Origin of the sequence: Microbacterium oleivorans (genome assembly GCF_001691565.1) — a bacterium.
Lineage (GTDB): Bacteria > Actinomycetota > Actinomycetes > Actinomycetales > Microbacteriaceae > Microbacterium > Microbacterium oleivorans_B.
In genome coordinates, this window is sequence record NZ_MAYO01000003.1 from 915,409 (window position 1) to 940,958 (window position 25,550).

The following is a 25,550-nucleotide window of genomic DNA, read 5'->3' on the forward strand; positions in this document are numbered from 1 at the left end:
CGTGTCTCGGTACTGCCAACCTATCCCGCCCTCACGCGGGTCGGAAGAGACGGACGGCGCTCAGGATGGCTTCGTAGACTGGATGCCGACTTCCGCCCACCAGCCCTCGACCCCTCCTCGACGACTGCCTCAGCCATGCCCCGAACCGCTCCCGCGCGCCTGCCAGGACTCGACGGTCTCCGTGCCATCGCCGTCCTGCTCGTCGTCGTCTACCACCTGTTCCCCGCGCTGCCGGCGGGGTTCCTCGGCGTCGACGTGTTCTTCGTGATCTCCGGGTTCCTGATCACCACCCTGCTGATGCGCGAGCACGAGGAGCACGGCCGGATCCGGCTGCTCGAGTTCTGGCGGCGACGCGCGCGCCGTCTGCTCCCGGCGATCGGCGCGGTGGTCCTGGTCAGCGCGTCCCTCGCGTGGATGGTCGGCGGCGACGTGCTGGTGGGCCTCGGATCGCAACTGGCCGGCGCCGCAACCTTCGCGTACAACTGGGTCGCGGTCGCCGCCGGATCGTCCTACTTCGGCGGACTCGACTCCTCCGCGCCCGAACTCCTGCGGAACCTCTGGTCGCTCGCCGTCGAGGAGCAGTTCTACCTGCTGTGGCCCCTCCTGCTCCCCCTCGTGCTGCGGCTGCGCCGGGGGCGCGTGATCGTCGCCGTCGCGCTGGCCGCGGCATCCGTCCTCACCGCGGTGCTGCTCGTCGGCGCGGACCCGACGCGCGTGTACTACGGCACCGACACGCACGCGTTCGGCCTGCTGCTCGGCGTCGCGCTGGCGTTCATCCGTCCGGCCGAGCGGTCGCGGGGCGTGCCGGCGACGATCGGCGGGCTCGGTCTCGCGGCGGTCGTCGCGCTGGCCTTCGTGACGCCGGGGCGCGGTGCGGAGACGTTCCCGGGTCTGCTGCTCGCGGCATCCGTCCTCACCGTCACCGCCATCGCCGCAGCCGTCCGCCCGGGGTCCTGGCTCGGGCGCGTGCTCGACGTCGCGCCGCTGCGGTGGGTCGGGGAACGGTCGTTCGGCATCTACCTGTGGCACTGGCCCCTCGTCGTGCTCCTCACCGTCGCGACGACGGGTGCCTCCCCCGACGTCGCCGTGCCCGTCGAGGTCGCGGCGGCCACCCTGATCCTGACGCTGCTGGCCGCCGAGATCTCGTACCGCTTCATCGAGCAGCCCGTACGGCGGCTCGGCTTCCGCGCCGCCGTACGCACCGTCGGGCGTGCCTTCCGAGGCGGTCCTGCCCGTCGCCTCACCGCGACCACGGCCCTCGCCGCGGGAGCTCTCGTCGTGGCCGGGACCACTGCCGCCGTCGCCGATGCGCCGAGCATGGCCTCGAGCGAAGCCGTCGTCGAGAACGGAGCGGCGGCGCTCGGCGCAGGTCCGCGCGGTTCCGACCACGCCACCCTGCCCGGAGCGGCCCTCCGCAGCGACGATCCGCCGATGCGCCCCGAATGCCCGAGCGCCAACCTCGCCGACGACGGCGGGCTCTGCACGGCGCCCGACGGCCGGCCCGCTCCCCCGGCTCCGGCACGCGTCGCCGGCGCCCGCGTGACCGCCGTGGGCGACTCGGTCATGCTCGCCTCCGCAGGCGGACTGATCGATCGGATGCCGGGGGTCGACATCGACGCGAAGGTGTCGCGCTCGATGAGCGCCGGAGTGAGCATCGTCGACGGACTCGCGGCACGGGGCCAGCTGCGCGACTACGTCGTCGTGGGCCTCGGCACCAACGGGCCGATCGACCCCGATGATCTCGCGCAGCTCAAGAAGGACGTCGGGCCGAGGCGCACGCTCGTGCTCGTGACGGCCCATGCGTCGCGCGACTGGATCCCGGGGGTGAACGACGAGCTCCACGCCTTCGCCGACCGCGTGCCGGGCGTCACGATCGCCGACTGGTCGGGCGCGGTATCGGGTCACGAAGACCTGCTGGCGGGCGACGGCATCCATCCCGGCGCCGCCGGAGGCAGGCTCTACGCCGACGCCGTCGGCGACGCGATCGACGAGGTCGAGAACAGTCGCGCCCAGCTCGAGTACCGCGTCGAGCTCGCCCAGTGGGCCGTCGGCGACACCTTCGCCCGCACCCCCTGACCCCGGCCGCGGTGCCGGCGTTCCCGGGCCGACACCTCCGGGTCGATACCTTCGGGCCGATGCCCACCGGGTCGAGACCATCGAGTCGAGACCCCTGGGCCCAGACCTGCGGGCGGACACCACCGGGTCGACACCCCTGGGCCCACATCATGTGCTCTCGTCGAGGACACACGCTGCGCACGGTTCGCGACGTATGTTCTCGTCGAGATCGCATGATCCGGACGCGGGGACGGGCGGCCGGGGACGGGCGGCGGGCGGACGCGGGGCGCGGCACGCGCCGCGAGGACGCGCGCGGCACGCGCACACACGTAGCCGGGGTACGAGAAAGGGCCCGCCCCGAAACGGGGGCGGGCCCTCGGATTCCCTCCGGGGAGGGAGCCTTACTTGGCCTCGTCGGCCTTCTCGTCCTCGGACGCGACGGCGTCCTCGGCGGTGGCTTCGGCAGCGGCGCCCTCTTCGGGCGACTCGGCACCGGCGTCGGCGGCGTCCTCAGCGGGCGTCTCGACCTCGGTCTCCTCGACCGCGGGCTCCTCGGCGGCAGCCGGAGCGGCAGCGGCCGGAGCAGCCTTCTTGGCGGACTTCGCCTTCGGGGTGACGGGCTCGAGGACGAGCTCGATCACGGCCATGGGCGCGTTGTCGCCCTTGCGGTTGCCGACCTTCGTGATGCGGGTGTAACCACCCTCACGCTCGGCGACCAGGGGGGCGATCTCAGCGAACAGCTCGTGCACGACGCTCTTGTCGCCGATGACCGAGAGGACGCGGCGGCGGGCGTGCAGGTCACCGCGCTTGGCGAAGGTCACCAGGCGCTCGGCGAACGGACGCAGGCGCTTGGCCTTGGTCTCGGTCGTGGTGATCGACTTGTGCGTGAACAGCGAAGCGGCGAGGTTCGCCAGCATCAGACGCTCGTGGGCGGGGCCGCCTCCGAGGCGGGCACCCTTCGTGGGCTTGGGCATGTCAATTACTCCTGGGAATGAAAGTCAGTCAAAAGGACCCGGCGAACCGAGATCCGATCAGACGGTCTCGTCGTCGTAGCCGCCGTAGAAGTGCGAGCCGTCGAACCCGGGGACCGAGTCCTTCAGCGACAGACCGAGCGAGACAAGCTTGTCCTTGACCTCGTCGACCGACTTCTGACCGAAGTTGCGGATGTTCATGAGCTGCGTCTCCGAGAGGGCGACGAGCTCGGACACCGTGTTGATGCCCTCGCGCTTGAGGCAGTTGTACGACCGAACCGACAGGTCGAGGTCCTCGATGGGCATCGAGAGCTCGTTGGTCAGGACCTCGGCGACCGGCGCGGGGCCGATCTCGATGCCCTCGGCCTCGACGTTCAGCTCTCGGGCGAGACCGAACAGCTCCACCAGCGTGCGACCGGCCGATGCGACGGCGTCGCGGGGGCTGATCGACGACTTGGTCTCGACGTCCAGGACGAGCTTGTCGAAGTCGGTGCGCTCCCCGGCACGGGTGGCGTCGACACGGTAGCTGACCTTGAGGACGGGCGAGTAGATCGAGTCGATCGGGATCTGACCGGCCTCGGCGTACTCGTTGCGGTTCTGCGTGGCCGAGACGTAGCCGCGGCCGCGCTCGATCGTCAGCTCGAGCTCGAACTTCGCCGAGTCGTTGAGCGTCGCGATGACCAGGTCGGGGTTGTGGACCTCGACACCCGCCGGGGCGGAGATGTCCGCGGCCGTGACCTCGCCGGCGCCCGTCTTGCGCAGGTACGCCGTGATGGGCTCGTCGCGCTCGCTCGACACCACGAGCTGCTTGATGTTCAGGATGATCTCGGTGACATCTTCCTTCACACCCGGGACGGTGCTGAACTCGTGCAGCACACCGTCGATGCGGATGCTGGTGACCGCGGCACCGGGGATCGACGACAGCAGGCTGCGACGCAGGGCGTTGCCGATCGTGTAGCCGAAGCCGGGCTCGAGGGGCTCGATGACGAATCGGCTACGGAAGTCGCCGACCTTCTCCTCGGTCAGAGTGGGACGCTGTGCAATAAGCACTATGTGTTCCTTTCAGTCACGTGACCGCTATATGACACGTGCAGTTGGTGAAGTGTTGAGTTGTGTCCGGGATGCCGGGGCGCGACACGCGTCGCAACCCCCGGCATCCGTCGAGGATCAGACGCGGCGGCGCTTCGGGGGACGGCAGCCGTTGTGGGCCTGGGGCGTCACGTCCTGGATCGAACCGACCTCGAGGCCGGCGGCGGTCAGCGAACGGATCGCGGTCTCGCGACCCGAGCCGGGGCCCTTGACGAAGACGTCGACCTTCTTGACGCCGTGCTCCTGCGCCTGACGCGCAGCGGACTCGGCGGCCATGCCGGCGGCGTACGGGGTCGACTTGCGCGAGCCCTTGAAGCCGACGCCACCCGAGGAGGCCCAGCTGATGACCGCACCCGAGGGGTCGGTGATCGAAACGATCGTGTTGTTGAACGTCGACTTGATGTGGGCCTGGCCCAGCGCGATGTTCTTCTTCTCCTTGCGGCGCGGCTTGCGCGCAGCGGACTTGGCCTGTGCCATGTGAGTGTTCTCCTAAACCTGTGGCGGCGGCGCTTTAGCGCGCCTTCTTCTTGCCGGCGACGGTGCGCTTGGGACCCTTGCGGGTACGCGCGTTGGTCTTCGTGCGCTGGCCGCGCACAGGCAGGCCGCGACGGTGGCGGATGCCCTCGTACGAGCCGATCTCGACCTTGCGGCGGATGTCAGCGGCGACCTCGCGGCGGAGGTCACCCTCCACCTTGTAGGTGCCTTCGATGTGGTCGCGGAGAGCAACCAGCTGCTCGTCGCTGAGGTCCTTGACGCGGATCGACTCGTCGATACCGGTCGCGCTGAGGATCTCGACGGAGCGGGTACGGCCGATGCCGTAGATGTAGGTGAGGGCGATCACCACGCGCTTATCGCGCGGGATGTCAACGCCGGCAAGACGTGCCATGCGATGTCTCCTAGGAGTAAGTGGAGGTGTGGAGCAGGACCGGTGCCCGGGCCTCCGACCCGAGGTGTCCCCCGCTGAGCGGGTTCTGATCCTGCCGAGATGTGTTCAGTTGTGAGCCTGCGAGCCGCGCGGGGCGCGGCATCCCATCAGCCCTGGCGCTGCTTGTGACGCGGGTTCGACTTGCAGATGACCATGACGCGACCGTGGCGGCGGATGACCTTGCAGTGGTCGCAGATGGGCTTGACGGAGGGGTTGACCTTCATGATGTTCCTGATTCGCTGTCTTCGCCGACGCTCCGGGAGGAGCGAGGCGTTACTTCTCGACCGGTCTAGCGGTACCGGTAGACGATGCGGCCGCGGGTCAGGTCGTAGGGCGACAGCTCCACGACCACACGGTCCTCGGGGATGATGCGGATGTAGTTCTGCCGCATCTTTCCGGAGATCGTGGCCAGGACCTTGTGACCGTTGCTGAGCTCGACGCGGAACATCGCGTTCGGCAAAGCCTCGGAGATCACGCCCTCGATCTCGATGACACCGTCTTTCTTGGCCATACGCTCGCTTACAGTTGGCAGACCGGTCGGTCTGCGGTGAGTGGGATGTGTGGTGACACGCCGAAACAGGCGCAACGCACCAAAGATTTAGTGTACGTGATATCGGAGCCCCCCGCCACTCGGGCGCGTCGCGCGTCAGCGCGAGGTGAGGTTCGCGACGATGTCCTTCTCGGGGTCGTACGTGACGGGGACGACCTGGCCGTTGACCATGAGCGTGGGCGTGCCTGTCGCTCCCTCGGGCAGCTGCTGCGACTGGGCGAAGGACTTGTACTCGCCGTCCGTGATCGCCTTCTCGAGCTTCGCGGTCATCTTCACGCCGGAGTCCTTCGCGAGCTGGATGAGCTCGTCGTCGGTGAGACCGGGCGTCTGCTCCTTGGGCTGCTTGTCGTAGAGCGCACGGAAGAAGGCGTACGCGTTGGCGGGATCCGCCTCGGCGACGGCGTAGAAGGCGGATGCCGCACGGCTCGAGTACTCCGACCCCTGCGACAGGCGGTCGAGGATGGTCACGGGGTGAACCTCGAGCGTGATGCTGCCGTCGTCGACCAGGCCGGCGATCGTCTTGCCTTCAGCGTCTTCGAACTGTCCGCAGTAGGGGCACATGAAGTCGACGTAGGTCGCGACCTTGTCGGGTCCGTCACCGAAGGTGACCGCGCCGGTCTGCTTGTCGATACCGCTCGAGGAGGGCACCGGGCCGGGGTCGGTCGCGCGCGTGTTCAGGACGGCGACGACGGCGATGACGCCGACGAGGACGGCGACCACCCCCGCACTGACCCAGATCGCGAACCAGTTCGTTTTGCGCGCGGCCGTCGCCATGTGCGTGTCCTCTCAAGAAATGGGGGTCGGGGTGACGCCGAATCGTGCGAGACCCGAGGCGCCCCCGTCGGGCGCGGTGAGCACCCAGATACCTCCATCGTGCACGGCGACACTATGTTCCCAATGGGAGCCGTCCTCGCCGTCGACGGTGCTGACCGTCCAGTCGTCGTCTTCGACCAGGGTGGCCTCGTCGCCGCCGACGATCATCGGCTCGATGGCGACGCACAGGCCGGGACGCACCTCGGGCCCCAGGTCCGCGACGCGGTAGTTGAAGATCGTCGGACCCTCGTGCATCTTGCGGCCGATCCCGTGACCGACGTAATCGCGGAGGATGCCGTAGTCCTCCCCCGACGACTCGATGTAGGTCTGCACGGCGTCGCCGATCTCGCCGACGCGCGCGGCGGAGGCGAGCGCGGCGATACCGGCCCACAGTGATCCCTCCGTCACGTCGGACAGACGCCGGCGCCGTTCGACGAGCTCGGGACGGTCCGGGTCGGGAATCACGATCGTGATGGCGGAATCGCCGTTCCACCCCTCGAACTGCGCACCGCAGTCGATCGAGACGATGTCTCCCGGCTCCAGAACCCGGTCACCCGGGATGCCGTGCACGACCTCCTGGTTCACCGAGATGCAGGTGCTGTGCTGATAGCCGCGAACGAGCTGGAAGTTCGATTCCGCGCCGCGAGCGAGGATCGTCGCCTCGGCGATCGCATCCAGCTCGGCCGTCGTCACACCGGCGCGGACGGCCGGACGCACGGCGTCGAGCGCGGCGGCGGTGATCAGCCCCGGCTCCACCATCGCGCGAAGCTGCGCGGGAGTCTTGTAGATCGATCGACGGAACACCATCAGGCGGTGATGCCGCGGCCCGCGAGGGCTGCGGTGATCCGCTCGGTGATCTCGTCGAGCGAGCCGACACCGTCGACCTCGTCGACGATGCCGCGGTCGCGGTACACGTCGAGGATCGGTGCGGTCTCCGACTCGTAGATCGACAGCCGCTTCGCGATCGACTCCTCGTTATCGTCGGCGCGGCCCTGCTCGGCAGCGCGACGGGAGAGGCGGGAGATCGACTCGTCGCGGGGAACGGACAGCTCGATGACCGCCGTGAGGGGCTCGCCGCGTCCGTCGAGGAACGCGTCGAGGTCGCCCACCTGGCTCAGGTTGCGCGGGTAGCCATCGAGGAGGAAGCCGTGCGCGGCATCCTCCTGCGACAGCCGATCGCGGACGATCTCGCTGGTCAGGGCGTCGGGGACGAGGTCGCCGGCGTCGATGAGCGCCTTCACCTTGAGCCCCAGTTCGGTGCCGTCCTTCACGTTCGCGCGGAAGACGTCTCCGGTGGAGATGGTCGGGATGCCGAGATGGTCGGCGATCCGGGCCCCCTGCGTCCCCTTGCCCGAACCTTGCGGGCCGATGATCAGGAGGCGGGCGGGGGTCTGCGTCATCGGAGGAGTCCTTCGTAGTGGCGCTGCTGGAGCTGGGCGTCGATCTGCTTCACGGTCTCGAGACCGACACCGACGATGATGAGGATCGATGCGCCGCCGAACGGGAAGTTCTGGTTGGCACCGACCGTCGCCAGGGCGATGAGCGGAAGCAGGGCGATGAGACCCAGGTAGATCGAACCCGGCAGCGTGATGCGAGTGAGGACGTAGTCCAGGTACTCGGCCGTGGGACGCCCCGCACGGATGCCGGGGATGAACCCGCCGTACTTCTTCATGTTGTCGGCGACCTCGACCGGGTTGAACGTGATCGCGACGTAGAAGTAGGTGAAGCCGATGATGAGCAGGAAGTACACCGCCATGTAGAGCGGGTGGTCGCCGTTCACGAAGTTCGCCTGGATCCACGAGACCCAGCCGGGGACGCTGCCGTCGGCGGACGGGTTCGCGTTGAACTGCGCGATGAGGGCCGGGATGTACAGCAGCGACGACGCGAAGATGACGGGCACGACACCGGCCATGTTCACCTTGATCGGGATGTACGTGTTGCTGCCGCCGAGGGTGCGACGGCCGACCATGCGCTTGGCGTACTGGACCGGCACGCGCCGCTGCGACTGCTCGACGAAGACGACGAGAGCGACGGTCGCGACGCCGACGGCGAGCACGAGGAGGAAGATCTCGAAGCTGCGGGCGACGGCGATGCTCCACAGCGCGGAGGGGAAGGTCGCGGCGATCGAGGTGAAGATCAGGAGCGACATGCCGTTGCCGATGCCGCGCTCGGTCACGAGCTCGGCCATCCACATGATGAGGCCGGTACCGGCGGTCAGCGTCACGATCATGAGGAGCTGCGCCCACCAGGCCTCGTCGGTGAGGAGCTGCTGGCACTCGGGGACGCCGGTGATGCCGAAGAGCTGACCCGAGCGAGCCACGGTGACGAGAGTGGTCGACTGCAGCAGCGCGAGCGCGATCGTCAGGTAGCGGGTGTACTGGGTGAGCTTGGCCTGACCGGCCTGGCCCTCCTTGTACAGCGTCTCGAAGTGAGGGATCACGACGCGCAGGAGCTGGACGATGATCGTGCCCGTGATGTACGGCATGACGCCGAGGGCGAAGATCGACAGCTGCAGCAGCGCGCCACCCGAGAACAGGTTGACGAGCGAGAGGAGCCCCTCGGTGGACCCGGACTGGTCCAGGCAGGTCTTCACGTTCGGGAAGTCGACGAACGGAGCGGGGATGTGCGCACCGAATCGGTAGATGGCGATGATGCCGAGCGTGAAGCCGATCTTCCGACGCAGATCCGGAGTGCGGAAGACCCGCGCGATAGCGCTGAACAAAGGGATTTCCTCCAGTGGGATGCCGGGCGCGTCGGGGCGCGCCGCATTCCAACATACGGCAACAGGGGCCGGAGGTTACCCTCCGGCCCCTGGCACGTGATTACTTGATCGAACCGCCAGCGGCGACGATCTTCTGCTCGGCCGATCCCGAGACCTTGTCGACGGAGACCGTCAGCGCGACCGAGATGTCGCCGGTGCCGAGCACCTTGACCTTCTCGTTCTTGCGGACGGCGCCCTTGGCGACCAGATCCGTGATGGTGACGTCGCCACCATTGGGGTACAGCTCCGCGAGCTTGTCGAGGTTGACCACCTGGTACTCGACGCGGAACGGGTTCTTGAACCCGCGCAGCTTCGGCGTACGCATGTGGAGGGGCATCTGCCCACCCTCGAAGCCCACCTTGACCTGGTAACGAGCCTTCGTACCCTTGGTACCGCGGCCCGACGTCTTACCCTTCGAGCCCTCACCGCGACCGACACGGGTCTTCGCGACGTTGGCACCGGGGACCGGACGCAGGTGGTGGACCTTCAGCACGCCGGGGCGCGCCGCATCCTTCTTCGGGGCAGCCTTGTCGGCGGCGGGCTTGGCCGCAGCCTTCCGGGTTGCCGGCTTCTTGGCCTTGGGCTCGACGGTCTCGACCGTCTCGTCCTTCTTCTCAGCCATCAGTCGATCTCCTCAACCTTCACGAGGTGCGCGACGGTCTTGATGTAGCCGCGCGTCTGCGCGTCATCCGGACGAACGACCGAGTCGTTGATCCGCTTCAGACCGAGCGAACGCAGCGTGTCACGCTGGTTCTGCTTTTCGCTCACCTTGGACTTGACCTGGGTCACCTTCAGACGAGCAGCCATCATGCACCCACCTTTGCAGCCTTGGCAGCGTCAGCCTCGGCACGGACCAGACGCGCGGGCGCGACCTGGTCGAAGTCGAGACCACGACGAGCGGCGACGGCGCGCGGCTCCTCGAGCGACTTCAGCGCCGCGACGGTCGCGTGCACGATGTTGATCGTGTTCGACGAACCCAGCGACTTCGAGAGCACGTCGTGGATGCCGGCGCACTCGAGGACGGCGCGGACCGGACCACCGGCGATGACACCGGTACCGGCAGCGGCCGGACGAAGCAGCACGACACCGGCAGCAGCCTCACCCTGGACGGGGTGCGGGATGCTCGAGCCGACGCGGGGCACGCGGAAGAAGTTGCGCTTGGCCTCTTCGACACCCTTCGAGATGGCGAGGGGGACCTCACGCGCCTTGCCGTAGCCGACGCCCACGAGACCGTTGCCGTCACCCACGACGACGAGCGCCGTGAAGCTGAAGCGACGACCACCCTTGACGACCTTCGACACGCGGTTGATCGTGACGACGCGCTCCAGGAACTGGTTATCGCCGCGGTCGCGCGAGTTGCGGTCGCGGGTCTGGCTGCGCTCGCGGCCACCGCGGCGCGGCTCGCGCTCACGCTCGGCGGGCGCCTCGGCCGTAGCCGCAGCCGCAGCGGGCTGCTCGGTCGCGGTCACTTCGTTCTCCTTGTTCTCGGTCACAGGTTCAGACCTCCTTCGCGAGCGCCATCGGCGATCGCAGCGACGCGGCCCGCGTAGCGGTTACCGCCGCGGTCGAACACGACCGTCTCGATGCCGGCCGCCTTGGCACGCTCAGCAACGAGTTCGCCGACCTTGCGGGCCTTGGCGGTCTTGTCACCCTCGAACGTGCGCAGGCCCGACTCGAGGGTCGAGGCGGAAGCCAGCGTGGTGCCCTTGCTGTCGTCGACGAGCTGAACGAAGACGTGACGGGCGGAGCGGGTCACAACGAGACGCGGACGCACCTCGGTGCCCACGATCTTCTTGCGAAGACGGGCGTGACGACGCGAACGTGCGTCGGACTTCGACTTGAGAGCCATGGTTACTTACCACTCTTTCCGGCCTTGCGGCGAACGACCTCGCCCGCGTACCGCACACCCTTGCCCTTGTACGGCTCGGGCTTGCGGATCTTGCGGATGTTGGCAGCTGCCTCGCCGACGGCCTGCTTCGAGATACCGGCGACGGTCACCTTGTTGTTGCCCTCGACGGTGAGCGTGATGCCCGCGGGGGCCTCGACCAGGACGGGGTGCGAGAAGCCGAGAGCGAACTCGACCGCCGTGCCCTTCTGAGCGACGCGGTAACCGGTGCCGACGACCTCGAGGCCCTTGGTGTAGCCCTGGGTCACGCCGATGATGTTGTTGTTGATGAGGGTGCGGGTGAGCCCGTGGAGAGCACGCGACTCGCGCTCGTCGTCGGGGCGGGAGACCAGAACCTGGTTCTCCTCGACCTTGACCTCGATGGGCTGTGCAACGGTGAGGTTCAGCTCACCCTTGGGGCCCTTGACGGCGACGTCCTGGCCGGAGACCGAAACGGTCACGCCGGCGGGGATGTCGATGGGAAGACGTCCAATACGCGACATGTCAGATCACCACACGTAGGCGAGGACTTCCCCGCCGACGCCCTTCTGCTCGGCCTGGCGGTCCGTGAGGAGGCCAGAGGAGGTGGACAGGATCGCGACACCGAGGCCACCGAGGACCTTGGGAAGCTCGTTCGACTTCGCGTACACGCGGAGGCCGGGCTTCGAGACGCGCTTGATTCCGGCGATCGACCGCTCGCGGTTCGGGCCGTACTTGAGGGTGAGCGTGAGGGTCTGGCCGACACGAGCGTCGGAGACCTCCCAGCCGGAGATGTAGCCCTCCTGCTGGAGGATCTCGGCGATGTGCGTCTTGAGCTTCGAGCTCGGCAGCGCGACGGAGTCGTGATGCGCGGAGTTCGCGTTGCGCAGACGGGTCAGCATGTCTGCGACCGGGTCTGTCATCGTCATAAGTGTGTTCCTTTAGTCATGAGGTTTCGACTGCCGTTACACGACAGCCGACCTTCTATGAATGAGCGATATTCAGTTGTGCAGTCGTTCGGCCCCGGAGCACGCCCCGAGGCCGAACGATCGATCTTATCGGATCACGCCTGAGCGTCGGCCGACTTGAACGGGAAGCCGAGGTGCTTCAGCAGCGCCCGACCCTCGTCATCCGTCTTCGCCGTCGTCACGATGGTGATGTCGAAACCGCGGACGCGGTCGATCTTGTCCTGGTTGATCTCGTGGAACACGGACTGCTCCTGGAGACCGAAGGTGTAGTTGCCGTTGCCGTCGAACTGGGCAGCCGACAGTCCGCGGAAGTCGCGGATGCGGGGCAGCGCCAGGTTCACGAGGCGGTCGACGAACTCCCACGCACGGTCACCCCGGAGAGTGACGTGGGCACCGATGGCCTGGCCCTCACGCAGCTTGAACTGCGCGATCGACTTACGGGCCTTGGTGACGACGGGCTTCTGGCCGGTGATCTTGGTGAGGTCGTCGACCGCACCATCGATCACCTTGCTGTCGCGCGCAGCCTCACCGACACCGGTGTTGACGACGACCTTGACGAGACCGGGGATCTGCATGACGTTCGCGTAGCCGAACTCTTCCTGCAGAGCCTTCTTGATCTCGCTCTGGTACTTCTGCTTCAGGCGGGGCTGGATCTTGCCAGCCGCCGCGGCAGTTGCGTTGCTCATGTTCAGAGGTCCTTGCCGCTCTTCTTGGCGTAACGGACGCGGACGGTGCGCTTGACGCCGTCCTTGGTCCGCTCCTCGACGCGGTGGCCGACACGAGTCGGCTTCTTGGTCGACGGGTCGACCAGCGCCACGTTGGAGATGTGGATCGGGGCTTCCATCGTCTCGATGCCGCCCGTCTTGGTGCCGCGCTGCGACTGGCCGACGCGGGTGTGCTTCGTGACGTAGTTCACGCCCTGCACGACGACGCGGTTCTGCTCGACGAGGACCTCGAGGACCTCGCCCTGCTTGCCGCGGTCGCCGCCCTTGTCCTGCTTGCGGCCGCTGATGACCTGAACCAGGTCACCCTTCTTGATGTGCGCCATGATCAGATGACCTCCGGTGCCAGCGAGACGATCTTCATGAACTTCTTGTCGCGAAGCTCACGGCCGACCGGGCCGAAGATGCGGGTGCCGCGGGGCTCCCCGTCGTTCTTCAGGATGACGGCGGCGTTCTCGTCGAACTTGATGTACGAACCGTCGGGACGACGGGTCGACTTGACGGTGCGGACGATGACGGCCTTGACCACATCGCCCTTCTTGACGTTGCCGCCCGGGATCGCGTCCTTGACGGTCGCCACGATGACATCACCCACACCCGCGTAACGGCGGTTGGAGCCACCGAGAACGCGGATCGTGAGGAGTTCCTTGGCGCCGGTGTTGTCGGCGACCTTGAGGCGAGACTCGTTCTGGATCATTGCTTACTTCGCCTTCTCGAGAATCTCGACCAGGCGCCAGCGCTTGGTGGCGCTGAGCGGACGGGTCTCGTTGATGAGGACGAGGTCGCCGATGCCCGCGGAGTTCTGCTCGTCGTGAGCCTTCACCTTGGACGTGCGGCGGATGACCTTGCCGTAGAGGGGGTGCTTAACGCGGTCCTCGACCTCGACGACGATCGTCTTGTCCATCTTGTCGCTGACGACGTAGCCACGGCGGGCCTTGCGGTACCCACGGGCGTTGACGTCGCGGACGTCGTGCTCGGACGACTCGTGACCAGCGGCCACGGTCGCCTCGGCGGCATCCTTCTTAGCCATCACTCGGCCTCTTCCTTCGCGGCCTCAGCGGACTCGTCCGCCTTCTTGGCCTTGCTCTTCTTCGCCTTGGTGGCCGTCTCGACCGGGGCGGGGGTGGCACGGATGCCGAGCTCCCGCTCACGGATGACGGTGTAGAGCCGCGCGATGTCGCGCTTGACCGCACGGATGCGGCCGTGGCTCTCGAGCTGGCCGGTGGCCGACTGGAAGCGCAGGTTGAACAGCTCTTCCTTGGCCTTGCGCAGCTCCTCCACGAGGCGCTGGTCTTCGAACGTGTCCAGCTCGCTCGGGGCGAGCGTCTTGGTGCCGACAGCCATTACGCGTCGCCCTCCTCGCGCTTGATGATGCGTGCCTTGAGCGGCAGCTTGTGAATGGCACGGGTCAGGGCCTCACGAGCGAGTTCCTCGTTGACGCCCGCGACCTCGAAGAGGACGCGACCCGGCTTGACGTTGGCGACCCACCACTCCGGCGAACCCTTACCGGAACCCATGCGGGTTTCGGCCGGCTTCTTGGTGAGGGGACGGTCGGGGTAGATGTTGATCCACACCTTTCCACCGCGCTTGATGTGACGCGTCATGGCGATACGAGCGGACTCGATCTGACGGTTCGTCACATACGCGGGGGTCAGCGCCTGGATGCCGAACTCACCGAAGCTGACCGTCGTGCCGCCGGTGGCGGCCCCGTCACGCTTGGGGTGGTGCTGCTTGCGGTACTTGACCTTGCGGGGAATAAGCATCAGGCAGACGCTCCTTCTGCGACGGGGGCCTCGTTGCGGGGGCCACGACGACGGTCGCCACCGCGGTCGTCACGACGTGACTTCGGCGCGTTGGCCTGCTCGCGAGCGAGCTCCTTGTTGGTGAGGTCGCCCTTGTAGATCCAGACCTTCACGCCGATGCGGCCGAAGGTGGTCTTGGCCTCGTAGAAGCCGTAGTCGATGTTCGCGCGGAGCGTGTGCAGGGGCACACGGCCTTCGCGGTAGAACTCCGACCGGCTCATCTCGGCGCCGCCGAGACGGCCGGAGACCTGGATGCGGACACCCTTGGCACCGGCGCGCTGCGCACCCTGCAGACCCTTGCGCATCGCGCGACGGAAAGCCACACGGGCGGAGAGCTGCTCGGCGATGCCCTGGGCGACCAGCTGAGCGTCGGCCTCGGGGTTCTTGACCTCGAGGATGTTCAGCTGGATCTGCTTGCCCGTGAGCTTCTCGAGGTCGGCACGGATGCGCTCGGCCTCGGCGCCGCGGCGGCCGATCACGATGCCCGGACGGGCGGTGTGGATGTCGACGCGGACGCGGTCACGCGTGCGCTCGATCTCGATGTTGCTCACGCCGGCACGGTCGAGCGACGTCGTCAGGAGACGACGGATCTTGACGTCCTCGGCCACGTAGTCGGCGTAACGCTGCCCGGGCTTGGTGGAGTCCGAGAACCAGCGCGACACGTGGTCGGTGGTGATGCCGAGGCGGAAGCCGTACGGGTTGACCTTCTGTCCCATTACTTGCTCGCCTTCTTGGTGTCAGCCGCTGCAGTGTCCGCGACCTCGGGGGTCGAGAGCACCACGGTGATGTGGCTGGTGCGCTTCTTGATCTGGAACGCGCGACCCTGGGCGCGGGGCTGGAAACGCTTGAGCGTCGTGCCCTCGTCCACGTAGGCGTTCTTCACGTACAGATCCTGGTCGTCCAGGAACTCGTTGTCCTTGTCGGCCTTCACACGAGCATTCGCGACCGCGGAGGCCACGAGCTTGTAGATGGGCTCGCTGGCACCCTGGGGAGCGAACTTCAGGATGGCGAGAGCCTCCTGAGCCTGCTTGCCCTTGATGAGCGCGACGACACGACGAGCCTTCTGAGGGGTCACGCGGATGTGCTTCACGCGTGCGATGGATTCCACCATTACTACTCCTCCTCTTCCTCTCTTTGAGAGCGCCACCGCGTTAGCGGCGACGACCCTTCTTGTCGTCCTTCTCGTGGCCGCGGAAGGTGCGGGTGGGCGCGAACTCGCCCAGCTTGTGACCGACCATGGTCTCGGACACGAACACGGGGATGTGCTTGCGTCCGTCGTGCACCGCGATGGTGTGACCCAGCATGGCCGGGATGATCATCGAACGGCGCGACCAGGTCTTGATGACGTTCTTGGTACCGGCTTCGTTCTGCGAGACGACCTTGCGAAGCAGGTGCTCGTCGACGAAGGGGCCCTTCTTAAGGCTGCGAGGCATCTTCCTCTACTCCTACTTCCGCTTCTTGCCGGCGTTGCGACGGCGAACGATCAACTTGTCGCTTTCCTTGTTGGGGTGCCGGGTACGACCCTCGGCCTGGCCCCAAGGAGTGACGGGGTGACGTCCACCGGAGGTCTTACCCTCACCACCACCGTGCGGGTGGTCCACCGGGTTCATCGCGACACCACGCACGGTCGGGCGGATGCCCTTCCAGCGGTTACGGCCGGCCTTACCCCAGTTGATGTTGGACTGCTCGGCGTTGCCGACCTCGCCGATCGTCGCGCGGCAGCGCGCGTCGACGTTGCGGATCTCACCCGAGGGCAGACGCAGCTGCGCGTACGGGCCGTCCTTCGCCACGAGGCGGACGGACGCACCGGCGGAACGCGCCATCTTCGCGCCGCCGCCGGGGCGGAGCTCGATGGCGTGGATCACGGTACCGGTGGGGATGTTGCGCAGCGGCAGGTTGTTGCCGGGCTTGATGTCAGCGCCTGCACCCGACTCGACGATGTCACCCTGCGACAGCTTGTTCGGGGCGAGGATGTAGCGCTTCTCACCGTCGAAGTAGTGCAGCAGCGCGATGCGCGCGGTGCGGTTGGGGTCGTACTCGATGTGAGCGACCTTGGCGTTGATGCCGTCCTTGTCATTACGACGGAAGTCGATGACGCGGTACTGGCGCTTGTGGCCACCACCGATGTGACGGGTCGTGATGCGGCCCTGGTTGTTGCGACCACCGGTCTTCGCCAGCGGGCGAAGGAGCGACTTCTCGGGCGTCGATCGCGTGATCTCAGCGAAGTCGGCGACCGACGAACCGCGACGACCGGGGGTCGTGGGCTTGTACTTGCGAATAGCCATGTCTCTAGTCCTCTATCCCAGCTGTCAGCCGACGGCCGTGAAGATGTCGATGGTGCCCGACTTCAGGCTCACGATGGCGCGCTTGGTGTCCTTGCGCTTACCGGTGCCGAAACGGGTGCGGCGGGACTTGCCCGGGCGGTTGAGCGTGTTCACCGACGCGACCTTGACACCGAAGATCTTCTCGATGGCGAGCTTGATCTCGGTCTTGGTGGCGCGCGGGTCCACGAGGAACGTGTACTTGCCCTCGTCGATGAGCCCGTAGCTCTTCTCGGAGACGACCGGCTTCAGGATGATGTCGCGCGGGTCCTTGTTGACGGCGGTCATGCCGAGACCTCCTCGGTGGAGCCGGCCTTCGCAGCGACGAACGCGTCGCAGGCGGCCTTGGTGAAGACGATGTCGTCGGAGACGAGCACGTCGTAGGCGTTGAGCTGGTCGAACGTCAGAACGTGGACGTACGCGAGGTTGCGGACGCTCTTGACGGTCAGCTCGTCATCACGGGTGATGACGACCATGACGTTCTTGGTCGGCGCGAGCTGGCCGAGGACCGCGACAGCGGCCTTCGTCGAGGGAGCGCCTTCGATGCCGAACGAGTCGACAACGTGCAGACGGCCACCGCGTGCCCGGTCGCTGAGCGCGCCCAGCAGGGCGGCGGCGACCATCTTCTTGGGGGTGCGCTGCGAGTAGTTGCGCGGCTTCGGTCCGTGGACGATGCCACCACCGGTCATGTGCGGCGCGCGGATCGAGCCCTGACGAGCGTTACCCGTGCCCTTCTGCTTGAAGGGCTTGCGGCCGGCACCGGAGACCTCACCGCGACGCTTGGTCGAGTGGGTTCCCTGGCGAGCCGCCGCGAGCTGCGCGACGACGACCTGGTGGATGAGGGGGATGTTCGTCTTGACGTCGAACAGTGCGGCGGGCAGCTCCACGGAGCCGGCCTTGTTGCCGTCTGCCTTCACGACGTCGAGCGCGAGAGTCGAGTCAGCCATGATCAGGCACCCTTCACTGCGTTGCGGACGTAGACGATGCGGCCACGAGCACCGGGGACGGCGCCCTTGACGAGCAGCAGACCCTTCTCGGCGTCGACGGCGTGCACCGTGAGGTTGAGGACGGTCACGCGCTCGCCACCCATACGGCCGGCCATGCGCATGCCCTTGAAGACGCGGCTCGGGGTCGACGATGCGCCGATCGAGCCGGGCTTGCGGTGGTTGCGGTGCGCACCGTGCGAAGCCGAGACGCCCTTGAAGTTGTGACGCTTCATGACACCGGCGAAGCCCTTGCCCTTGCTGGTGCCGACGACGTCGACCAGCTGGCCGGCCTCGAAGGTGGCGTCGACGGTGAGCTCCTGACCGAGTGAGTAGTCAGAGGCATCCGCCGTGCGCACCTCGGTGAGGTGACGACGCGGGGTCACACCAGCAGCCTCGAAGTGAGCCGACTGGGGCTTGTTGACCTTGCGGGGGTCGATCTGGCCGTAAGCGATCTGAACGGCGTTGTAGCCGTCGCGCTCGGGCGTGCGCACCTGCGTCACCACGTTGGGGGCGACTTCGATGACGGTGACGGGAACGACCTTGCCGTTCTCGTCCCAGACCTGGGTCATGCCGAGCTTGGTGCCCAGCAGGCCCTTGGAAACCTTGGAGTTGATGTCAGCCATGATGATCGACCTCAGAGCTTGATCTCGATGTTGACGTCGGCCGGGAGGTCGAGGCGCATCAGCGAGTCGACGGCCTTGGGCGTCGGGTCGATGATGTCGATGAGGCGCTTGTGGGTGCGCATCTCGAAGTGCTCGCGGCTGTCCTTGTACTTGTGCGGCGAACGGATCACGGCGATCACGTTCTTCTCGGTCGGAAGGGGCACCGGGCCCACGACCGTCGCGCCCGCACGGGTCACGGTGTCGACGATTTTGCGTGCCGACGAGTCGATGACCTCGTGGTCATACGACTTCAGGCGAATGCGGATCTTCTGTCCCGCCATTGTCTGCTCACTCTCTTTCTCGCGTCGTACCTCGAGGGCATTGGACGCACGGGGCGCTTACGCGCCGGGCACTTCTCCCCACCCGAAGGCGAGGTGATCGGCACCGCTGTTCTGATGTCATTCCGCAGGGCGACCTGCGGCATCCCGTCCCCGCGCACGCATGCGAACGAATCCGTCTCCGGAGCGGGGTGTGGGGATGTGGTGTTCTGCTGCCCGCGGCCTAGGCTTCTCGCCTATGCACTGCCCTGGCAGTGATCCCGCGCGAAGCGCAAGAATGTGGAACCTGTACAGTCTACGTGCCGGTCGGGCGTGTCGCAAACCCGGGCGTGTCGCGCGTCGGGGTAGTCTCCCCCGAACCACCGAAAAGGGGTCGGATGCCGCGGCATCCGACCCCTCCTCGTTCGAGGTCACTCGTTGCCGATACGCCGATCCACGTTGTCGCGGACCTCGTCGACCTTGGCGTCGACGGAGTCGGGGGCGACCTTCTTCACGAAGTCGGCCGCCGCATCGAGGACCTTGTCGCTGACGTCCTCGGCCTTCTCGGACTTCAGGTTCTTCTCGATCTCGTCCTTGTGCTGCTCGAGGAACTGCTTCCCCTTGCCCACGATGTCGTCGATTCCCATGCTCTTCCTCATCTCCGTCGATGCCCGCGCAGGTGCCGCGGCGCCGTCAGTCTAATCGGGGGCCATGAGCGCGGCACCCCTTGCGGGAACGACGAAGGGGCCGGGCCCGAAGGCCCGACCCCTTGTCGGTGAGTCCGAAAGGACTTACTTGATGATCTTGGTCACCGTGCCGGCGCCGACGGTGCGGCCACCCTCACGGATCGCGAAGCCGAGGCCGTCTTCCATGGCGATGGGCTGGATGAGCTCCACCGTCATGTCCGTGGTGTCACCGGGCATGACCATCTCGGTGCCCTCGGGCAGCGAGATGACGCCGGTCACGTCCGTGGTACGGAAGTAGAACTGCGGGCGGTAGTTCGTGTAGAAGGGGTTGTGACGGCCACCCTCCTCCTTCGAGAGGATGTAGGCAGTGCCCTCGAAGTTGGTGTGCGGCGTAACCGAACCCGGCTTCACGACGACCTGGCCACGCTCGACGTCGTCGCGCTTGAGACCACGGAGGAGCAGACCACAGTTCTCGCCGGCCCAGGCCTCGTCGAGCTGCTTGTGGAACATCTCGATACCCGTGACCGTGGTCTTCTGCGTCGGGCGGATGCCGACGATCTCGACCTCGGAGTTGATGGCGAGGGTGCCACGCTCGGCGCGACCGGTGACGACCGTTCCACGACCGGTGATCGTGAAGACGTCCTCGATCGGCATGAGGAAGGGCTTGTCCTTGTCACGCACGGGGTCGGGGATGTTCTCGTCCGCGGCCTCCATGAGGTCGAGGATCGACTGGACCCACTTCTCGTCGCCCTCGAGCGCCTTGAGGCCCGAGACGCGGACGACCGGAGCGTCCTCGGCGAAGCCCTGCGAGGCGAGGAGCTCGGAGACCTCGAGCTCGACGAGCTCCAGGATCTCCTCGTCGTCGACCATGTCGGCCTTGTTCAGCGCGACCATCAGGTACGGCACGCCGACCTGCTTGGCGAGCAGGACGTGCTCACGCGTCTGAGCCATCGGGCCGTCGGTGGCGGCGACCACGAGGATCGCGCCGTCCATCTGGGCAGCACCGGTGATCATGTTCTTGATGTAGTCAGCGTGACCGGGCGCGTCGACGTGCGCGTAGTGACGCTTCGGGGTCTCGTACTCGACGTGCGAGATGTTGATCGTGATACCACGCTGGCGCTCTTCGGGAGCGGAGTCGATCGACGCGAAGTCACGCTGCACGTTGGTGGCCGACGGGAACTTGTCGGCGAGCACCTTCGAGATGGCAGCGGTGAGCGTGGTCTTGCCGTGGTCGACGTGACCGATCGTTCCGATGTTGACGTGCGGCTTGGTCCGCTCGAACTTGGCCTTGGCCACTGGGTCCTCCTCAGGACTGTCGTGTAGTCATCCGGGCGCTGGATTGCGACCGGGTTTCTACGGGGATGTTGTCAGTGTAGTTGACGTGACGATATTCAGTTTGGGCGGATGCCGAGGGCCGGGCCCCCGGCATCCGAAGAGCGGGTGTTACTCGCCCTTGGTCTTCTGGACGATCTCGTCGGCCACCGCGCGCGGGACCTCGGAGTAGCTGTCGAACTCCATCGCGTAGACCGCACGGCCCGAGGTCTTCGAGCGCAGGTCACCGATGTAGCCGAACATCTCCGACAGGGGGACGAGGGCGCGGACGATCTTGATGCCCGCACCGTCCTCCATGGACTGGATCTGGCCACGGCGCGAGTTCAGGTCGCCGATGACGTCGCCCATGTACTCCTCGGGAGTACGGACCTCGACCGCCATGAGCGGCTCGAGGAGAACGGGGTTCGCCTTGCGGACGGCCTCCTTGAAGCCCATCGAGCCGGCGATCTTGAACGCCATCTCGGACGAGTCGACGTCGTGCGACGCACCATCGGTCAGGATCGCCTTGACACCCACCATGGGGAAGCCGGCGAGCACGCCGACCTGCATGGCGTCCTGGAAGCCCTGGTTGGTGGGCTCGATGTACTCGCGCGGGATGCGGCCACCGGTGACCTTGTTCTCGAACTCGTAGATCTTGTCCGGAGTGACCTCGAGGGGCTCGAGGGCGAACTGGATCTTCGCGAACTGACCCGAACCACCGGTCTGCTTCTTGTGGGTGTAGTCGTGACGCTCGACGGTCTTCTTGATCGTCTCGCGGTACGCGACCTGCGGCTTGCCGACGTTCGCCTCGACGCGGAACTCGCGCTTCATGCGGTCCACGAGGATGTCGAGGTGCAGCTCGCCCATGCCCTTGATGACGGTCTGGCCGGTCTCGGGGTTGAGCTCGGTGCGGAACGTCGGGTCCTCTTCGGCGAGCTTCTGGATCGCGATGCCCAGCTTCTCCTGGTCGGCCTTGGTCTTCGGCTCGATGGCGACCTCGATGACGGGCTCGGGGAACGTCATCGACTCAAGGACGACGGGCTCGGCCGGGTCGGCGAGGGTGTCACCGGTGGTGGTGTCCTTCAGACCGATGACGGCGTAGATGTTGCCCGCGGTGACCGCGTCGACCGGGTTCTCCTTGTTGGCGTGCATCTGGAAGATCTTCCCGATGCGCTCCTTCTTGCCCTTGGTCGAGTTGATGACCTGCGCACCCGAGTCGAGCTGACCCGAGTAGACGCGGATGTAGGTCAGGCGACCGAAGAACGGGTGCACGGCGACCTTGAAGGCCAGCGCGGCGAACGGGTCGTTGGCGTCGGGGTGACGCTCGATGACCTTCTCCTCGTCCTTCGGGTCGTGCGCCTCGATGGCGGGCACGTCGAGGGGCGACGGGAGGTAGTCGACGACCGCGTCGAGCATCGGCTGAACACCGCGGTTCTTGAACGCGGAGCCGCAGAGCACGGGGTAGAGCTCGCCGGCGACGGTCATCTTGCGGATGGCGCCCTTGATCTCGGCCAGGGTCAGCTCTTCGCCGCCGAAGAACTTCTCGAGGAGCTCGTCGTCGGACTCGGCGACGGTCTCGAGGAGCTTCTGACGGTACTCGTCAGCGCGGTCCTTGAGGTCCGCGGGGATCTCCTGGACCTCGTACTTGGCGCCCATGGTGACGTCACCCTTGGAGTCACCGGGCCACACCAGCGCGCGCATCTCGACGAGGTCGATGACGCCGACGAAGTCGTTCTCGGCACCGATCGGGAGCTGCAGCACGAGCGGCTTGGCGCCGAGGCGCTTGATGATGGTGTCGACGGTGAAGTAGAAGTCCGCACCGAGCTTGTCCATCTTGTTGACGAAGCAGATACGGGGGACGTCGTACTTGTCGGCCTGACGCCACACGGTCTCGGACTGGGGCTCGACGCCCTCCTTGCCGTCGAAGACGGCGACGGCACCGTCGAGGACGCGGAGCGAGCGCTCCACCTCGACCGTGAAGTCCACGTGACCGGGGGTGTCGATGATGTTGATCTGGTTCTTGTTCCAGAAGCAGGTCACGGCGGCAGACGTGATCGTGATGCCGCGCTCCTTCTCCTGCTCCATCCAGTCGGTGGTCGAGGCGCCGTCGTGGGTCTCGCCCAGCTTGTGGTTGACACCCGTGTAGAAGAGGATGCGCTCGGTCGTCGTCGTCTTGCCGGCATCGATGTGCGCCATGATGCCGATGTTGCGGACCTTGTTGAGGTCGGTGAGCACTTCTTGTGCCACGGGGTGTCCTTACGTGTAGTGACGGATGTCGCGGGGTGACCGGCCGGGGGTTGCCCGGCCGGTCACCGAGGTGCTGATTACCAGCGGTAGTGCGCGAAGGCGCGGTTCGACTCGGCCATCTTGTGGGTGTCCTCGCGGCGCTTCACCGCGGCACCGAGGCCGTTCGAGGCATCCAGGATCTCGTTCTGGAGACGCTCGGTCATGGTCTTCTCACGGCGACCCTTCGCGTACGAGACGAGCCAGCGCAGCGCGAGCGTGTTCGCGCGGTGCGGCTTGACCTCGACGGGAACCTGGTAGGTCGAGCCACCGACGCGGCGGCTCTTGACCTCGAGGGTGGGGCGGACGTTGTCGAGCGCCTTCTTGAGCGTCGCGACGGCGTCCTGGCCGTTCTTCGCCTCGACGCCCTTGAGGGCGTTGTAGACGATGGCCTCGGCGATGGACTTCTTGCCATCGACGAGGATCTTGTTCACCAGCTGGGTGACGATCGGAGCACCGTAGACCGGGTCGTTGACGACGACGCGGCGGGGTGCGGGTCCCTTGCGAGGCATCTAACTCAACCCTTCTTGGCGCCGTAGCGGCTGCGAGCCTGCTTACGGTTCTTGACGGCCTGGGTGTCCAGGGCGCCGCGGACGATCTTGTAACGCACACCGGGGAGGTCCTTCACACGACCACCACGGACGAGCACGAGCGAGTGCTCCTGCAGGTTGTGTCCCTCACCGGGGATGTAGGCCGTGACCTCGGTCCCGTTGCGGAGCTTCACACGGGCGACCTTGCGCATGGCCGAGTTCGGCTTCTTGGGCGTGGTCGTGTACACGCGGGTGCAGACACCCGCCTGCTGCGGGTTCGCCTTCAGGGCGGGCGCCTTGGTCTTCGAGACCTTGGGCGAGCGACCCTTGCGAACCAACTGCTGAATGGTTGGCACGTTCTCTCCTTGTCGATCTGCGCGCGGCTCTCGCCTCGCACAGGTGCTGCACGGTGACAGCGTTCGTGGTTTCACCACAGATCCATCGGCTTGCCGCGACTGCGACGAACGGGATGATGGATATGCCGTGGGGGTGGCCTGTTCGCAGGCCCTGTCCCTGTGTGCGTCCGCCTCGCCCGCGTCGCACCGAGGCACGTCGCATGGCGCGCGTGTGCGCACACCCGCTCAATGATACGCGGGATCGCGAACCCGGGTCAAACGAGGCCGGTGTTCACCGCGAGTGCTCAGGTGACGATCGCCGCCGGTCAGGAACCGGCATCCACCCGGTGCAGTCGGAGGGCGGCGTCGCCGAGCAGGAACCTGCCCGTGACCTCGACGTCCTCCCCCGGCTGGAGCTCGACGTCCGCCCCGAGCGGACTGGGCAGCAGGATGCCGTTGGTCGACCCCAGATCGGTGATCCGCCACGTGTCGCCGTGACGTTCGAGGCGTGCGTGCGTCTTCGAGACCGTACGGGTCGCGTCCACGACCGCGATCAGCTGCGCGCGCGGCCGCATCGGATCGGCGACCGGGTTGCGGCCGAGGACGACCACGTCGGCGGACAACGGCATCGTCGAGGCGTCGGGGAGGACGAGCTCCCAGCGCGCGTGCCCCCGCCGCACGACGACGGTGCGTTCGAGGTCGTCATCGAACGACGGCGTCGCCGCCTCCTCACGCCGGCGCTCCTGGGCGGAGACGGACGAGGCGGCGGATACCGGCGCGCCGGCGGCCGGCGACCCGGACACGGCGGAGACCTCTCCCGTGAGCTCGGGGAAGACGTCGCGCTCGTCGCGGTCGGGGCTCGCCGCTGCGCGACGAAGGCGTGTGACCGGAGCGTCGTCGCGGCCCGGCACCGACGAGATGATCTCGGGGCCACTGGCGCGGACCGGCGGGCTGACCTCGGAGCGGACCGTCGGCGTCGGAGCGGTCGGGTCGGGGGCCTCGGGAGCCGGGACGGGCTCGGCAACCGGCACCGCCGACACCGGCGCATCGCCCGGCTCGGGCGACCACGGCTGAGGGGCCACGGATGCCGGCGGCTCCGAGGGCATCACGGGCACACCCGTTCGGGGAGTCGGGGGCGCGGGCTCCGCCGTAGCCGGGAAGGGCGGCGGCGGGATCGGGGCCCCGAAGTCCGGCATCGGGGTGCCGATCGGCGGGTAGGACGCGCTCGGCTGCGCGGCCGGCTGCCGACGCTCGCGCGCGAGGCGCGCGCCCCGCCATTCCGCGGGGCCGAAGCCGACGATCGTGGCCCAGACCGGGAACAGCAGGGCACCGACCACCGTCATGCCGACCCCGTATCCGAAGCCGGGGTTCAGCCGGTGGACGGTGATGACGAGGAGGATCCAGATCGCGAGGGTCCCCGGGCCCGGGATGAGCGCGAGCAGCGCGAGCCACGGGGAGAATCCACCCCAGCGGAGGAGAACGGCGATGTTGAGGATCGGCACCCAGGCGCGCCAGGACTCCTCCCCCATCTTGCGGAACGCTGCCGCGAGGGCCAACGCGACCCAGACGTACACGGCCACGCCGAGGATCGTGGTCAGCAGACCCAGGACGATCGCCGCGCCGGTGTCGACTCCGTTCATCCCTCCACCCTATGCGCGC

37 protein-coding genes are annotated in these 25,550 nt (G+C 67.0%); 1 reads left to right on the top strand and 36 read right to left on the bottom strand.

Translation table 11 applies throughout. The features are described from left to right. Positions 1 to 135 precede the first annotated feature (135 nt). Complete coding sequence (locus tag BBA86_RS07140) at positions 136 to 2,076, top strand: acyltransferase family protein (RefSeq protein ID WP_065570933.1); 1,941 nt, start codon at positions 136 to 138, stop codon at positions 2,074 to 2,076. Positions 2,077 to 2,456: 380 nt separating this feature from the next. On the opposite strand, the gene rplQ is transcribed toward BBA86_RS07140, so the two are convergent. From rplQ to BBA86_RS07320, 36 genes are all read right to left on the bottom strand, one after another. Then, positions 2,457 to 3,029, bottom strand: a complete 573-nt coding sequence (gene rplQ / locus BBA86_RS07145; protein WP_065570934.1) for a 50S ribosomal protein L17 — start codon at positions 3,027 to 3,029, stop codon at positions 2,457 to 2,459. Between the two features lie 57 nt (positions 3,030 to 3,086). Next, a complete protein-coding gene (locus BBA86_RS07150) occupies positions 3,087 to 4,076 on the bottom strand; it encodes a DNA-directed RNA polymerase subunit alpha (RefSeq protein ID WP_018187328.1) in 990 nt (329 codons plus the stop codon). A 117-nt stretch (positions 4,077 to 4,193) separates the two neighbouring features. After that, positions 4,194 to 4,592 carry a 30S ribosomal protein S11 gene (gene rpsK, locus BBA86_RS07155; RefSeq protein WP_018171470.1) on the bottom strand — a complete coding sequence of 133 codons (399 nt, stop codon included), beginning with the start codon at positions 4,590 to 4,592 and terminating at the stop codon, positions 4,194 to 4,196. A 34-nt stretch (positions 4,593 to 4,626) separates the two neighbouring features. Next, the gene (gene rpsM / locus BBA86_RS07160; protein ID WP_065570935.1) at positions 4,627 to 5,001 is read right to left on the bottom strand and encodes a 30S ribosomal protein S13; all 375 of its coding nucleotides are present in this window, start codon (positions 4,999 to 5,001) and stop codon (positions 4,627 to 4,629) included. A gap of 146 nt (positions 5,002 to 5,147) precedes the next feature. Then, the gene (rpmJ, locus tag BBA86_RS07165) at positions 5,148 to 5,264 is read right to left on the bottom strand and encodes a 50S ribosomal protein L36 (protein WP_005050492.1); all 117 of its coding nucleotides are present in this window, start codon (positions 5,262 to 5,264) and stop codon (positions 5,148 to 5,150) included. Between the two features lie 65 nt (positions 5,265 to 5,329). Then, on the bottom strand, positions 5,330 to 5,551 hold the full coding sequence (infA, locus tag BBA86_RS07170) for a translation initiation factor IF-1 (protein ID WP_017201569.1): 222 nt from the start codon (positions 5,549 to 5,551) through the stop codon (positions 5,330 to 5,332). A gap of 135 nt (positions 5,552 to 5,686) precedes the next feature. Beyond that, a complete protein-coding gene (locus BBA86_RS07175; RefSeq protein ID WP_065570936.1) occupies positions 5,687 to 6,364 on the bottom strand; it encodes a DsbA family protein in 678 nt (225 codons plus the stop codon). A gap of 12 nt (positions 6,365 to 6,376) precedes the next feature. Next, positions 6,377 to 7,210 carry a type I methionyl aminopeptidase gene (gene map, locus BBA86_RS07180; protein ID WP_065570937.1) on the bottom strand — a complete coding sequence of 278 codons (834 nt, stop codon included), beginning with the start codon at positions 7,208 to 7,210 and terminating at the stop codon, positions 6,377 to 6,379. Beyond that, a complete protein-coding gene (locus BBA86_RS07185) occupies positions 7,210 to 7,803 on the bottom strand; it encodes an adenylate kinase (protein WP_065570938.1) in 594 nt (197 codons plus the stop codon). Before BBA86_RS07185 ends, map begins: the two co-directional genes overlap by 1 nt. Beyond that, positions 7,800 to 9,125: a preprotein translocase subunit SecY gene (secY, locus tag BBA86_RS07190; RefSeq protein ID WP_065570939.1), complete on the bottom strand. Its 1,326-nt coding sequence runs from the start codon at positions 9,123 to 9,125 to the stop codon at positions 7,800 to 7,802. The genes BBA86_RS07185 and secY overlap by 4 nt, the downstream gene beginning before the upstream one ends. 100 nt (positions 9,126 to 9,225) lie before the next feature. Continuing rightward, positions 9,226 to 9,786: a 50S ribosomal protein L15 gene (gene rplO / locus BBA86_RS07195; RefSeq protein ID WP_065570940.1), complete on the bottom strand. Its 561-nt coding sequence runs from the start codon at positions 9,784 to 9,786 to the stop codon at positions 9,226 to 9,228. Continuing rightward, a complete protein-coding gene (gene rpmD / locus BBA86_RS07200) occupies positions 9,786 to 9,971 on the bottom strand; it encodes a 50S ribosomal protein L30 (RefSeq protein WP_020098644.1) in 186 nt (61 codons plus the stop codon). The genes rplO and rpmD overlap by 1 nt, the downstream gene beginning before the upstream one ends. Next, positions 9,971 to 10,657, bottom strand: coding sequence for a 30S ribosomal protein S5 (gene rpsE, locus BBA86_RS07205; RefSeq protein WP_065570941.1), 687 nt, complete (start codon positions 10,655 to 10,657; stop codon positions 9,971 to 9,973). Before rpsE ends, rpmD begins: the two co-directional genes overlap by 1 nt. Continuing rightward, positions 10,654 to 11,013, bottom strand: coding sequence for a 50S ribosomal protein L18 (rplR, locus tag BBA86_RS07210; RefSeq protein ID WP_065570942.1), 360 nt, complete (start codon positions 11,011 to 11,013; stop codon positions 10,654 to 10,656). Before rplR ends, rpsE begins: the two co-directional genes overlap by 4 nt. A 2-nt stretch (positions 11,014 to 11,015) precedes the next feature. After that, entirely contained in the window at positions 11,016 to 11,552 is a 537-nt protein-coding gene (gene rplF, locus BBA86_RS07215) for a 50S ribosomal protein L6 (protein ID WP_065570943.1), read from the bottom strand. A 6-nt stretch (positions 11,553 to 11,558) separates the two neighbouring features. After that, on the bottom strand, positions 11,559 to 11,957 hold the full coding sequence (rpsH, locus tag BBA86_RS07220; protein ID WP_018187339.1) for a 30S ribosomal protein S8: 399 nt from the start codon (positions 11,955 to 11,957) through the stop codon (positions 11,559 to 11,561). Positions 11,958 to 12,091: 134 nt separating this feature from the next. Next, positions 12,092 to 12,682, bottom strand: coding sequence for a 50S ribosomal protein L5 (rplE, locus tag BBA86_RS07225; RefSeq protein WP_018187340.1), 591 nt, complete (start codon positions 12,680 to 12,682; stop codon positions 12,092 to 12,094). 2 nt (positions 12,683 to 12,684) lie between these two features. Beyond that, complete coding sequence (gene rplX, locus BBA86_RS07230; RefSeq protein ID WP_065570944.1) at positions 12,685 to 13,044, bottom strand: 50S ribosomal protein L24; 360 nt, start codon at positions 13,042 to 13,044, stop codon at positions 12,685 to 12,687. Between the two features lie 2 nt (positions 13,045 to 13,046). Then, the gene (gene rplN / locus BBA86_RS07235; RefSeq protein WP_064003326.1) at positions 13,047 to 13,415 is read right to left on the bottom strand and encodes a 50S ribosomal protein L14; all 369 of its coding nucleotides are present in this window, start codon (positions 13,413 to 13,415) and stop codon (positions 13,047 to 13,049) included. 3 nt (positions 13,416 to 13,418) lie between these two features. Next, entirely contained in the window at positions 13,419 to 13,748 is a 330-nt protein-coding gene (gene rpsQ, locus BBA86_RS07240; RefSeq protein WP_018187343.1) for a 30S ribosomal protein S17, read from the bottom strand. Next, a complete protein-coding gene (rpmC, locus tag BBA86_RS07245; RefSeq protein WP_018187344.1) occupies positions 13,748 to 14,062 on the bottom strand; it encodes a 50S ribosomal protein L29 in 315 nt (104 codons plus the stop codon). Before rpmC ends, rpsQ begins: the two co-directional genes overlap by 1 nt. After that, complete coding sequence (gene rplP / locus BBA86_RS07250) at positions 14,062 to 14,481, bottom strand: 50S ribosomal protein L16 (RefSeq protein ID WP_065570945.1); 420 nt, start codon at positions 14,479 to 14,481, stop codon at positions 14,062 to 14,064. The genes rpmC and rplP overlap by 1 nt, the downstream gene beginning before the upstream one ends. Beyond that, positions 14,481 to 15,236 carry a 30S ribosomal protein S3 gene (rpsC, locus tag BBA86_RS07255; RefSeq protein WP_018187346.1) on the bottom strand — a complete coding sequence of 252 codons (756 nt, stop codon included), beginning with the start codon at positions 15,234 to 15,236 and terminating at the stop codon, positions 14,481 to 14,483. Before rpsC ends, rplP begins: the two co-directional genes overlap by 1 nt. After that, positions 15,236 to 15,631: a 50S ribosomal protein L22 gene (rplV, locus tag BBA86_RS07260; RefSeq protein WP_065570946.1), complete on the bottom strand. Its 396-nt coding sequence runs from the start codon at positions 15,629 to 15,631 to the stop codon at positions 15,236 to 15,238. Before rplV ends, rpsC begins: the two co-directional genes overlap by 1 nt. A 40-nt stretch (positions 15,632 to 15,671) precedes the next feature. Next, positions 15,672 to 15,953: a 30S ribosomal protein S19 gene (rpsS, locus tag BBA86_RS07265; RefSeq protein WP_018187348.1), complete on the bottom strand. Its 282-nt coding sequence runs from the start codon at positions 15,951 to 15,953 to the stop codon at positions 15,672 to 15,674. 12 nt (positions 15,954 to 15,965) lie between these two features. Continuing rightward, positions 15,966 to 16,805 carry a 50S ribosomal protein L2 gene (gene rplB, locus BBA86_RS07270; RefSeq protein WP_036309862.1) on the bottom strand — a complete coding sequence of 280 codons (840 nt, stop codon included), beginning with the start codon at positions 16,803 to 16,805 and terminating at the stop codon, positions 15,966 to 15,968. A 24-nt stretch (positions 16,806 to 16,829) separates the two neighbouring features. Continuing rightward, entirely contained in the window at positions 16,830 to 17,129 is a 300-nt protein-coding gene (gene rplW / locus BBA86_RS07275; RefSeq protein WP_064003330.1) for a 50S ribosomal protein L23, read from the bottom strand. Next, positions 17,126 to 17,788, bottom strand: coding sequence for a 50S ribosomal protein L4 (gene rplD / locus BBA86_RS07280; RefSeq protein WP_065570947.1), 663 nt, complete (start codon positions 17,786 to 17,788; stop codon positions 17,126 to 17,128). The genes rplW and rplD overlap by 4 nt, the downstream gene beginning before the upstream one ends. A 2-nt stretch (positions 17,789 to 17,790) precedes the next feature. After that, positions 17,791 to 18,450, bottom strand: coding sequence for a 50S ribosomal protein L3 (gene rplC / locus BBA86_RS07285; RefSeq protein ID WP_065570948.1), 660 nt, complete (start codon positions 18,448 to 18,450; stop codon positions 17,791 to 17,793). Positions 18,451 to 18,461: 11 nt separating this feature from the next. After that, positions 18,462 to 18,770: a 30S ribosomal protein S10 gene (gene rpsJ / locus BBA86_RS07290; RefSeq protein WP_018171443.1), complete on the bottom strand. Its 309-nt coding sequence runs from the start codon at positions 18,768 to 18,770 to the stop codon at positions 18,462 to 18,464. Positions 18,771 to 19,177: 407 nt separating this feature from the next. Further along, on the bottom strand, positions 19,178 to 19,393 hold the full coding sequence (locus tag BBA86_RS07295; protein WP_065570949.1) for an Rv0909 family putative TA system antitoxin: 216 nt from the start codon (positions 19,391 to 19,393) through the stop codon (positions 19,178 to 19,180). Positions 19,394 to 19,537: 144 nt separating this feature from the next. Continuing rightward, positions 19,538 to 20,728, bottom strand: a complete 1,191-nt coding sequence (tuf, locus tag BBA86_RS07300; protein WP_018187366.1) for an elongation factor Tu — start codon at positions 20,726 to 20,728, stop codon at positions 19,538 to 19,540. 147 nt (positions 20,729 to 20,875) lie between these two features. Then, a complete protein-coding gene (gene fusA / locus BBA86_RS07305) occupies positions 20,876 to 22,990 on the bottom strand; it encodes an elongation factor G (protein WP_065570950.1) in 2,115 nt (704 codons plus the stop codon). A 77-nt stretch (positions 22,991 to 23,067) separates the two neighbouring features. Further along, complete coding sequence (gene rpsG / locus BBA86_RS07310; protein ID WP_018187368.1) at positions 23,068 to 23,538, bottom strand: 30S ribosomal protein S7; 471 nt, start codon at positions 23,536 to 23,538, stop codon at positions 23,068 to 23,070. Positions 23,539 to 23,543: 5 nt separating this feature from the next. Next, a complete protein-coding gene (gene rpsL, locus BBA86_RS07315) occupies positions 23,544 to 23,912 on the bottom strand; it encodes a 30S ribosomal protein S12 (protein ID WP_018171438.1) in 369 nt (122 codons plus the stop codon). Between the two features lie 305 nt (positions 23,913 to 24,217). Next, positions 24,218 to 25,531: a DUF5684 domain-containing protein gene (locus BBA86_RS07320; RefSeq protein ID WP_065570951.1), complete on the bottom strand. Its 1,314-nt coding sequence runs from the start codon at positions 25,529 to 25,531 to the stop codon at positions 24,218 to 24,220. Positions 25,532 to 25,550: the final 19 nt, after the last annotated feature.

Bases quoted from the DNA above. Each gene is read 5' to 3' on its own strand.
- rpsJ (WP_018171443.1), bottom strand. From the start codon at position 18,770: ATGGCGGGACAGAAGATCCGCATTCGCCTGAAGTCGTATGACCACGAG.
- rpsS (WP_018187348.1), bottom strand. From the start codon at position 15,953: ATGCCTCGCAGCCTTAAGAAGGGCCCCTTCGTCGACGAGCACCTGCTT.
- rplN (WP_064003326.1), bottom strand. From the start codon at position 13,415: ATGATCCAGAACGAGTCTCGCCTCAAGGTCGCCGACAACACCGGCGCC.
- rplB (WP_036309862.1), bottom strand. From the start codon at position 16,805: ATGGCTATTCGCAAGTACAAGCCCACGACCCCCGGTCGTCGCGGTTCG.
- BBA86_RS07175 (WP_065570936.1), bottom strand. From the start codon at position 6,364: ATGGCGACGGCCGCGCGCAAAACGAACTGGTTCGCGATCTGGGTCAGT.
- rplD (WP_065570947.1), bottom strand. From the start codon at position 17,788: ATGGCTGACTCGACTCTCGCGCTCGACGTCGTGAAGGCAGACGGCAAC.
- rpsC (WP_018187346.1), bottom strand. From the start codon at position 15,236: ATGGGACAGAAGGTCAACCCGTACGGCTTCCGCCTCGGCATCACCACC.
- BBA86_RS07320 (WP_065570951.1), bottom strand. From the start codon at position 25,531: ATGAACGGAGTCGACACCGGCGCGGCGATCGTCCTGGGTCTGCTGACC.
- BBA86_RS07295 (WP_065570949.1), bottom strand. From the start codon at position 19,393: ATGGGAATCGACGACATCGTGGGCAAGGGGAAGCAGTTCCTCGAGCAG.
- rpsH (WP_018187339.1), bottom strand. From the start codon at position 11,957: ATGACGATGACAGACCCGGTCGCAGACATGCTGACCCGTCTGCGCAAC.
- rpmC (WP_018187344.1), bottom strand. From the start codon at position 14,062: ATGGCTGTCGGCACCAAGACGCTCGCCCCGAGCGAGCTGGACACGTTC.
- rplQ (WP_065570934.1), bottom strand. From the start codon at position 3,029: ATGCCCAAGCCCACGAAGGGTGCCCGCCTCGGAGGCGGCCCCGCCCAC.
- rplX (WP_065570944.1), bottom strand. From the start codon at position 13,044: ATGGCGCACATCAAGAAGGGTGACCTGGTTCAGGTCATCAGCGGCCGC.
- rplV (WP_065570946.1), bottom strand. From the start codon at position 15,631: ATGGTGGAATCCATCGCACGCGTGAAGCACATCCGCGTGACCCCTCAG.
- rpmJ (WP_005050492.1), bottom strand. From the start codon at position 5,264: ATGAAGGTCAACCCCTCCGTCAAGCCCATCTGCGACCACTGCAAGGTC.
- map (WP_065570937.1), bottom strand. From the start codon at position 7,210: ATGGTGTTCCGTCGATCGATCTACAAGACTCCCGCGCAGCTTCGCGCG.
- rplW (WP_064003330.1), bottom strand. From the start codon at position 17,129: ATGACCGCCGTCAACAAGGACCCGCGCGACATCATCCTGAAGCCGGTC.
- rplR (WP_065570942.1), bottom strand. From the start codon at position 11,013: ATGGCTCTCAAGTCGAAGTCCGACGCACGTTCGCGTCGTCACGCCCGT.
- rplF (WP_065570943.1), bottom strand. From the start codon at position 11,552: ATGTCGCGTATTGGACGTCTTCCCATCGACATCCCCGCCGGCGTGACC.
- rpsQ (WP_018187343.1), bottom strand. From the start codon at position 13,748: ATGGCTAAGAAGGATGCCGCCGAGGCGACCGTGGCCGCTGGTCACGAG.
- BBA86_RS07185 (WP_065570938.1), bottom strand. From the start codon at position 7,803: ATGACGCAGACCCCCGCCCGCCTCCTGATCATCGGCCCGCAAGGTTCG.
- rpsK (WP_018171470.1), bottom strand. From the start codon at position 4,592: ATGGCACAGGCCAAGTCCGCTGCGCGCAAGCCGCGCCGCAAGGAGAAG.
- infA (WP_017201569.1), bottom strand. From the start codon at position 5,551: ATGGCCAAGAAAGACGGTGTCATCGAGATCGAGGGCGTGATCTCCGAG.
- rpsG (WP_018187368.1), bottom strand. From the start codon at position 23,538: ATGCCTCGCAAGGGACCCGCACCCCGCCGCGTCGTCGTCAACGACCCG.
- rplC (WP_065570948.1), bottom strand. From the start codon at position 18,450: ATGGCTGACATCAACTCCAAGGTTTCCAAGGGCCTGCTGGGCACCAAG.
- rplO (WP_065570940.1), bottom strand. From the start codon at position 9,786: ATGGCTGAGAAGAAGGACGAGACGGTCGAGACCGTCGAGCCCAAGGCC.
- rpmD (WP_020098644.1), bottom strand. From the start codon at position 9,971: ATGGCTGCTCGTCTGAAGGTGACCCAGGTCAAGTCCAAGGTGAGCGAA.
- BBA86_RS07140 (WP_065570933.1), top strand. From the start codon at position 136: ATGCCCCGAACCGCTCCCGCGCGCCTGCCAGGACTCGACGGTCTCCGT.
- rplE (WP_018187340.1), bottom strand. From the start codon at position 12,682: ATGAGCAACGCAACTGCCGCGGCGGCTGGCAAGATCCAGCCCCGCCTG.
- rpsM (WP_065570935.1), bottom strand. From the start codon at position 5,001: ATGGCACGTCTTGCCGGCGTTGACATCCCGCGCGATAAGCGCGTGGTG.
- rplP (WP_065570945.1), bottom strand. From the start codon at position 14,481: ATGCTTATTCCCCGCAAGGTCAAGTACCGCAAGCAGCACCACCCCAAG.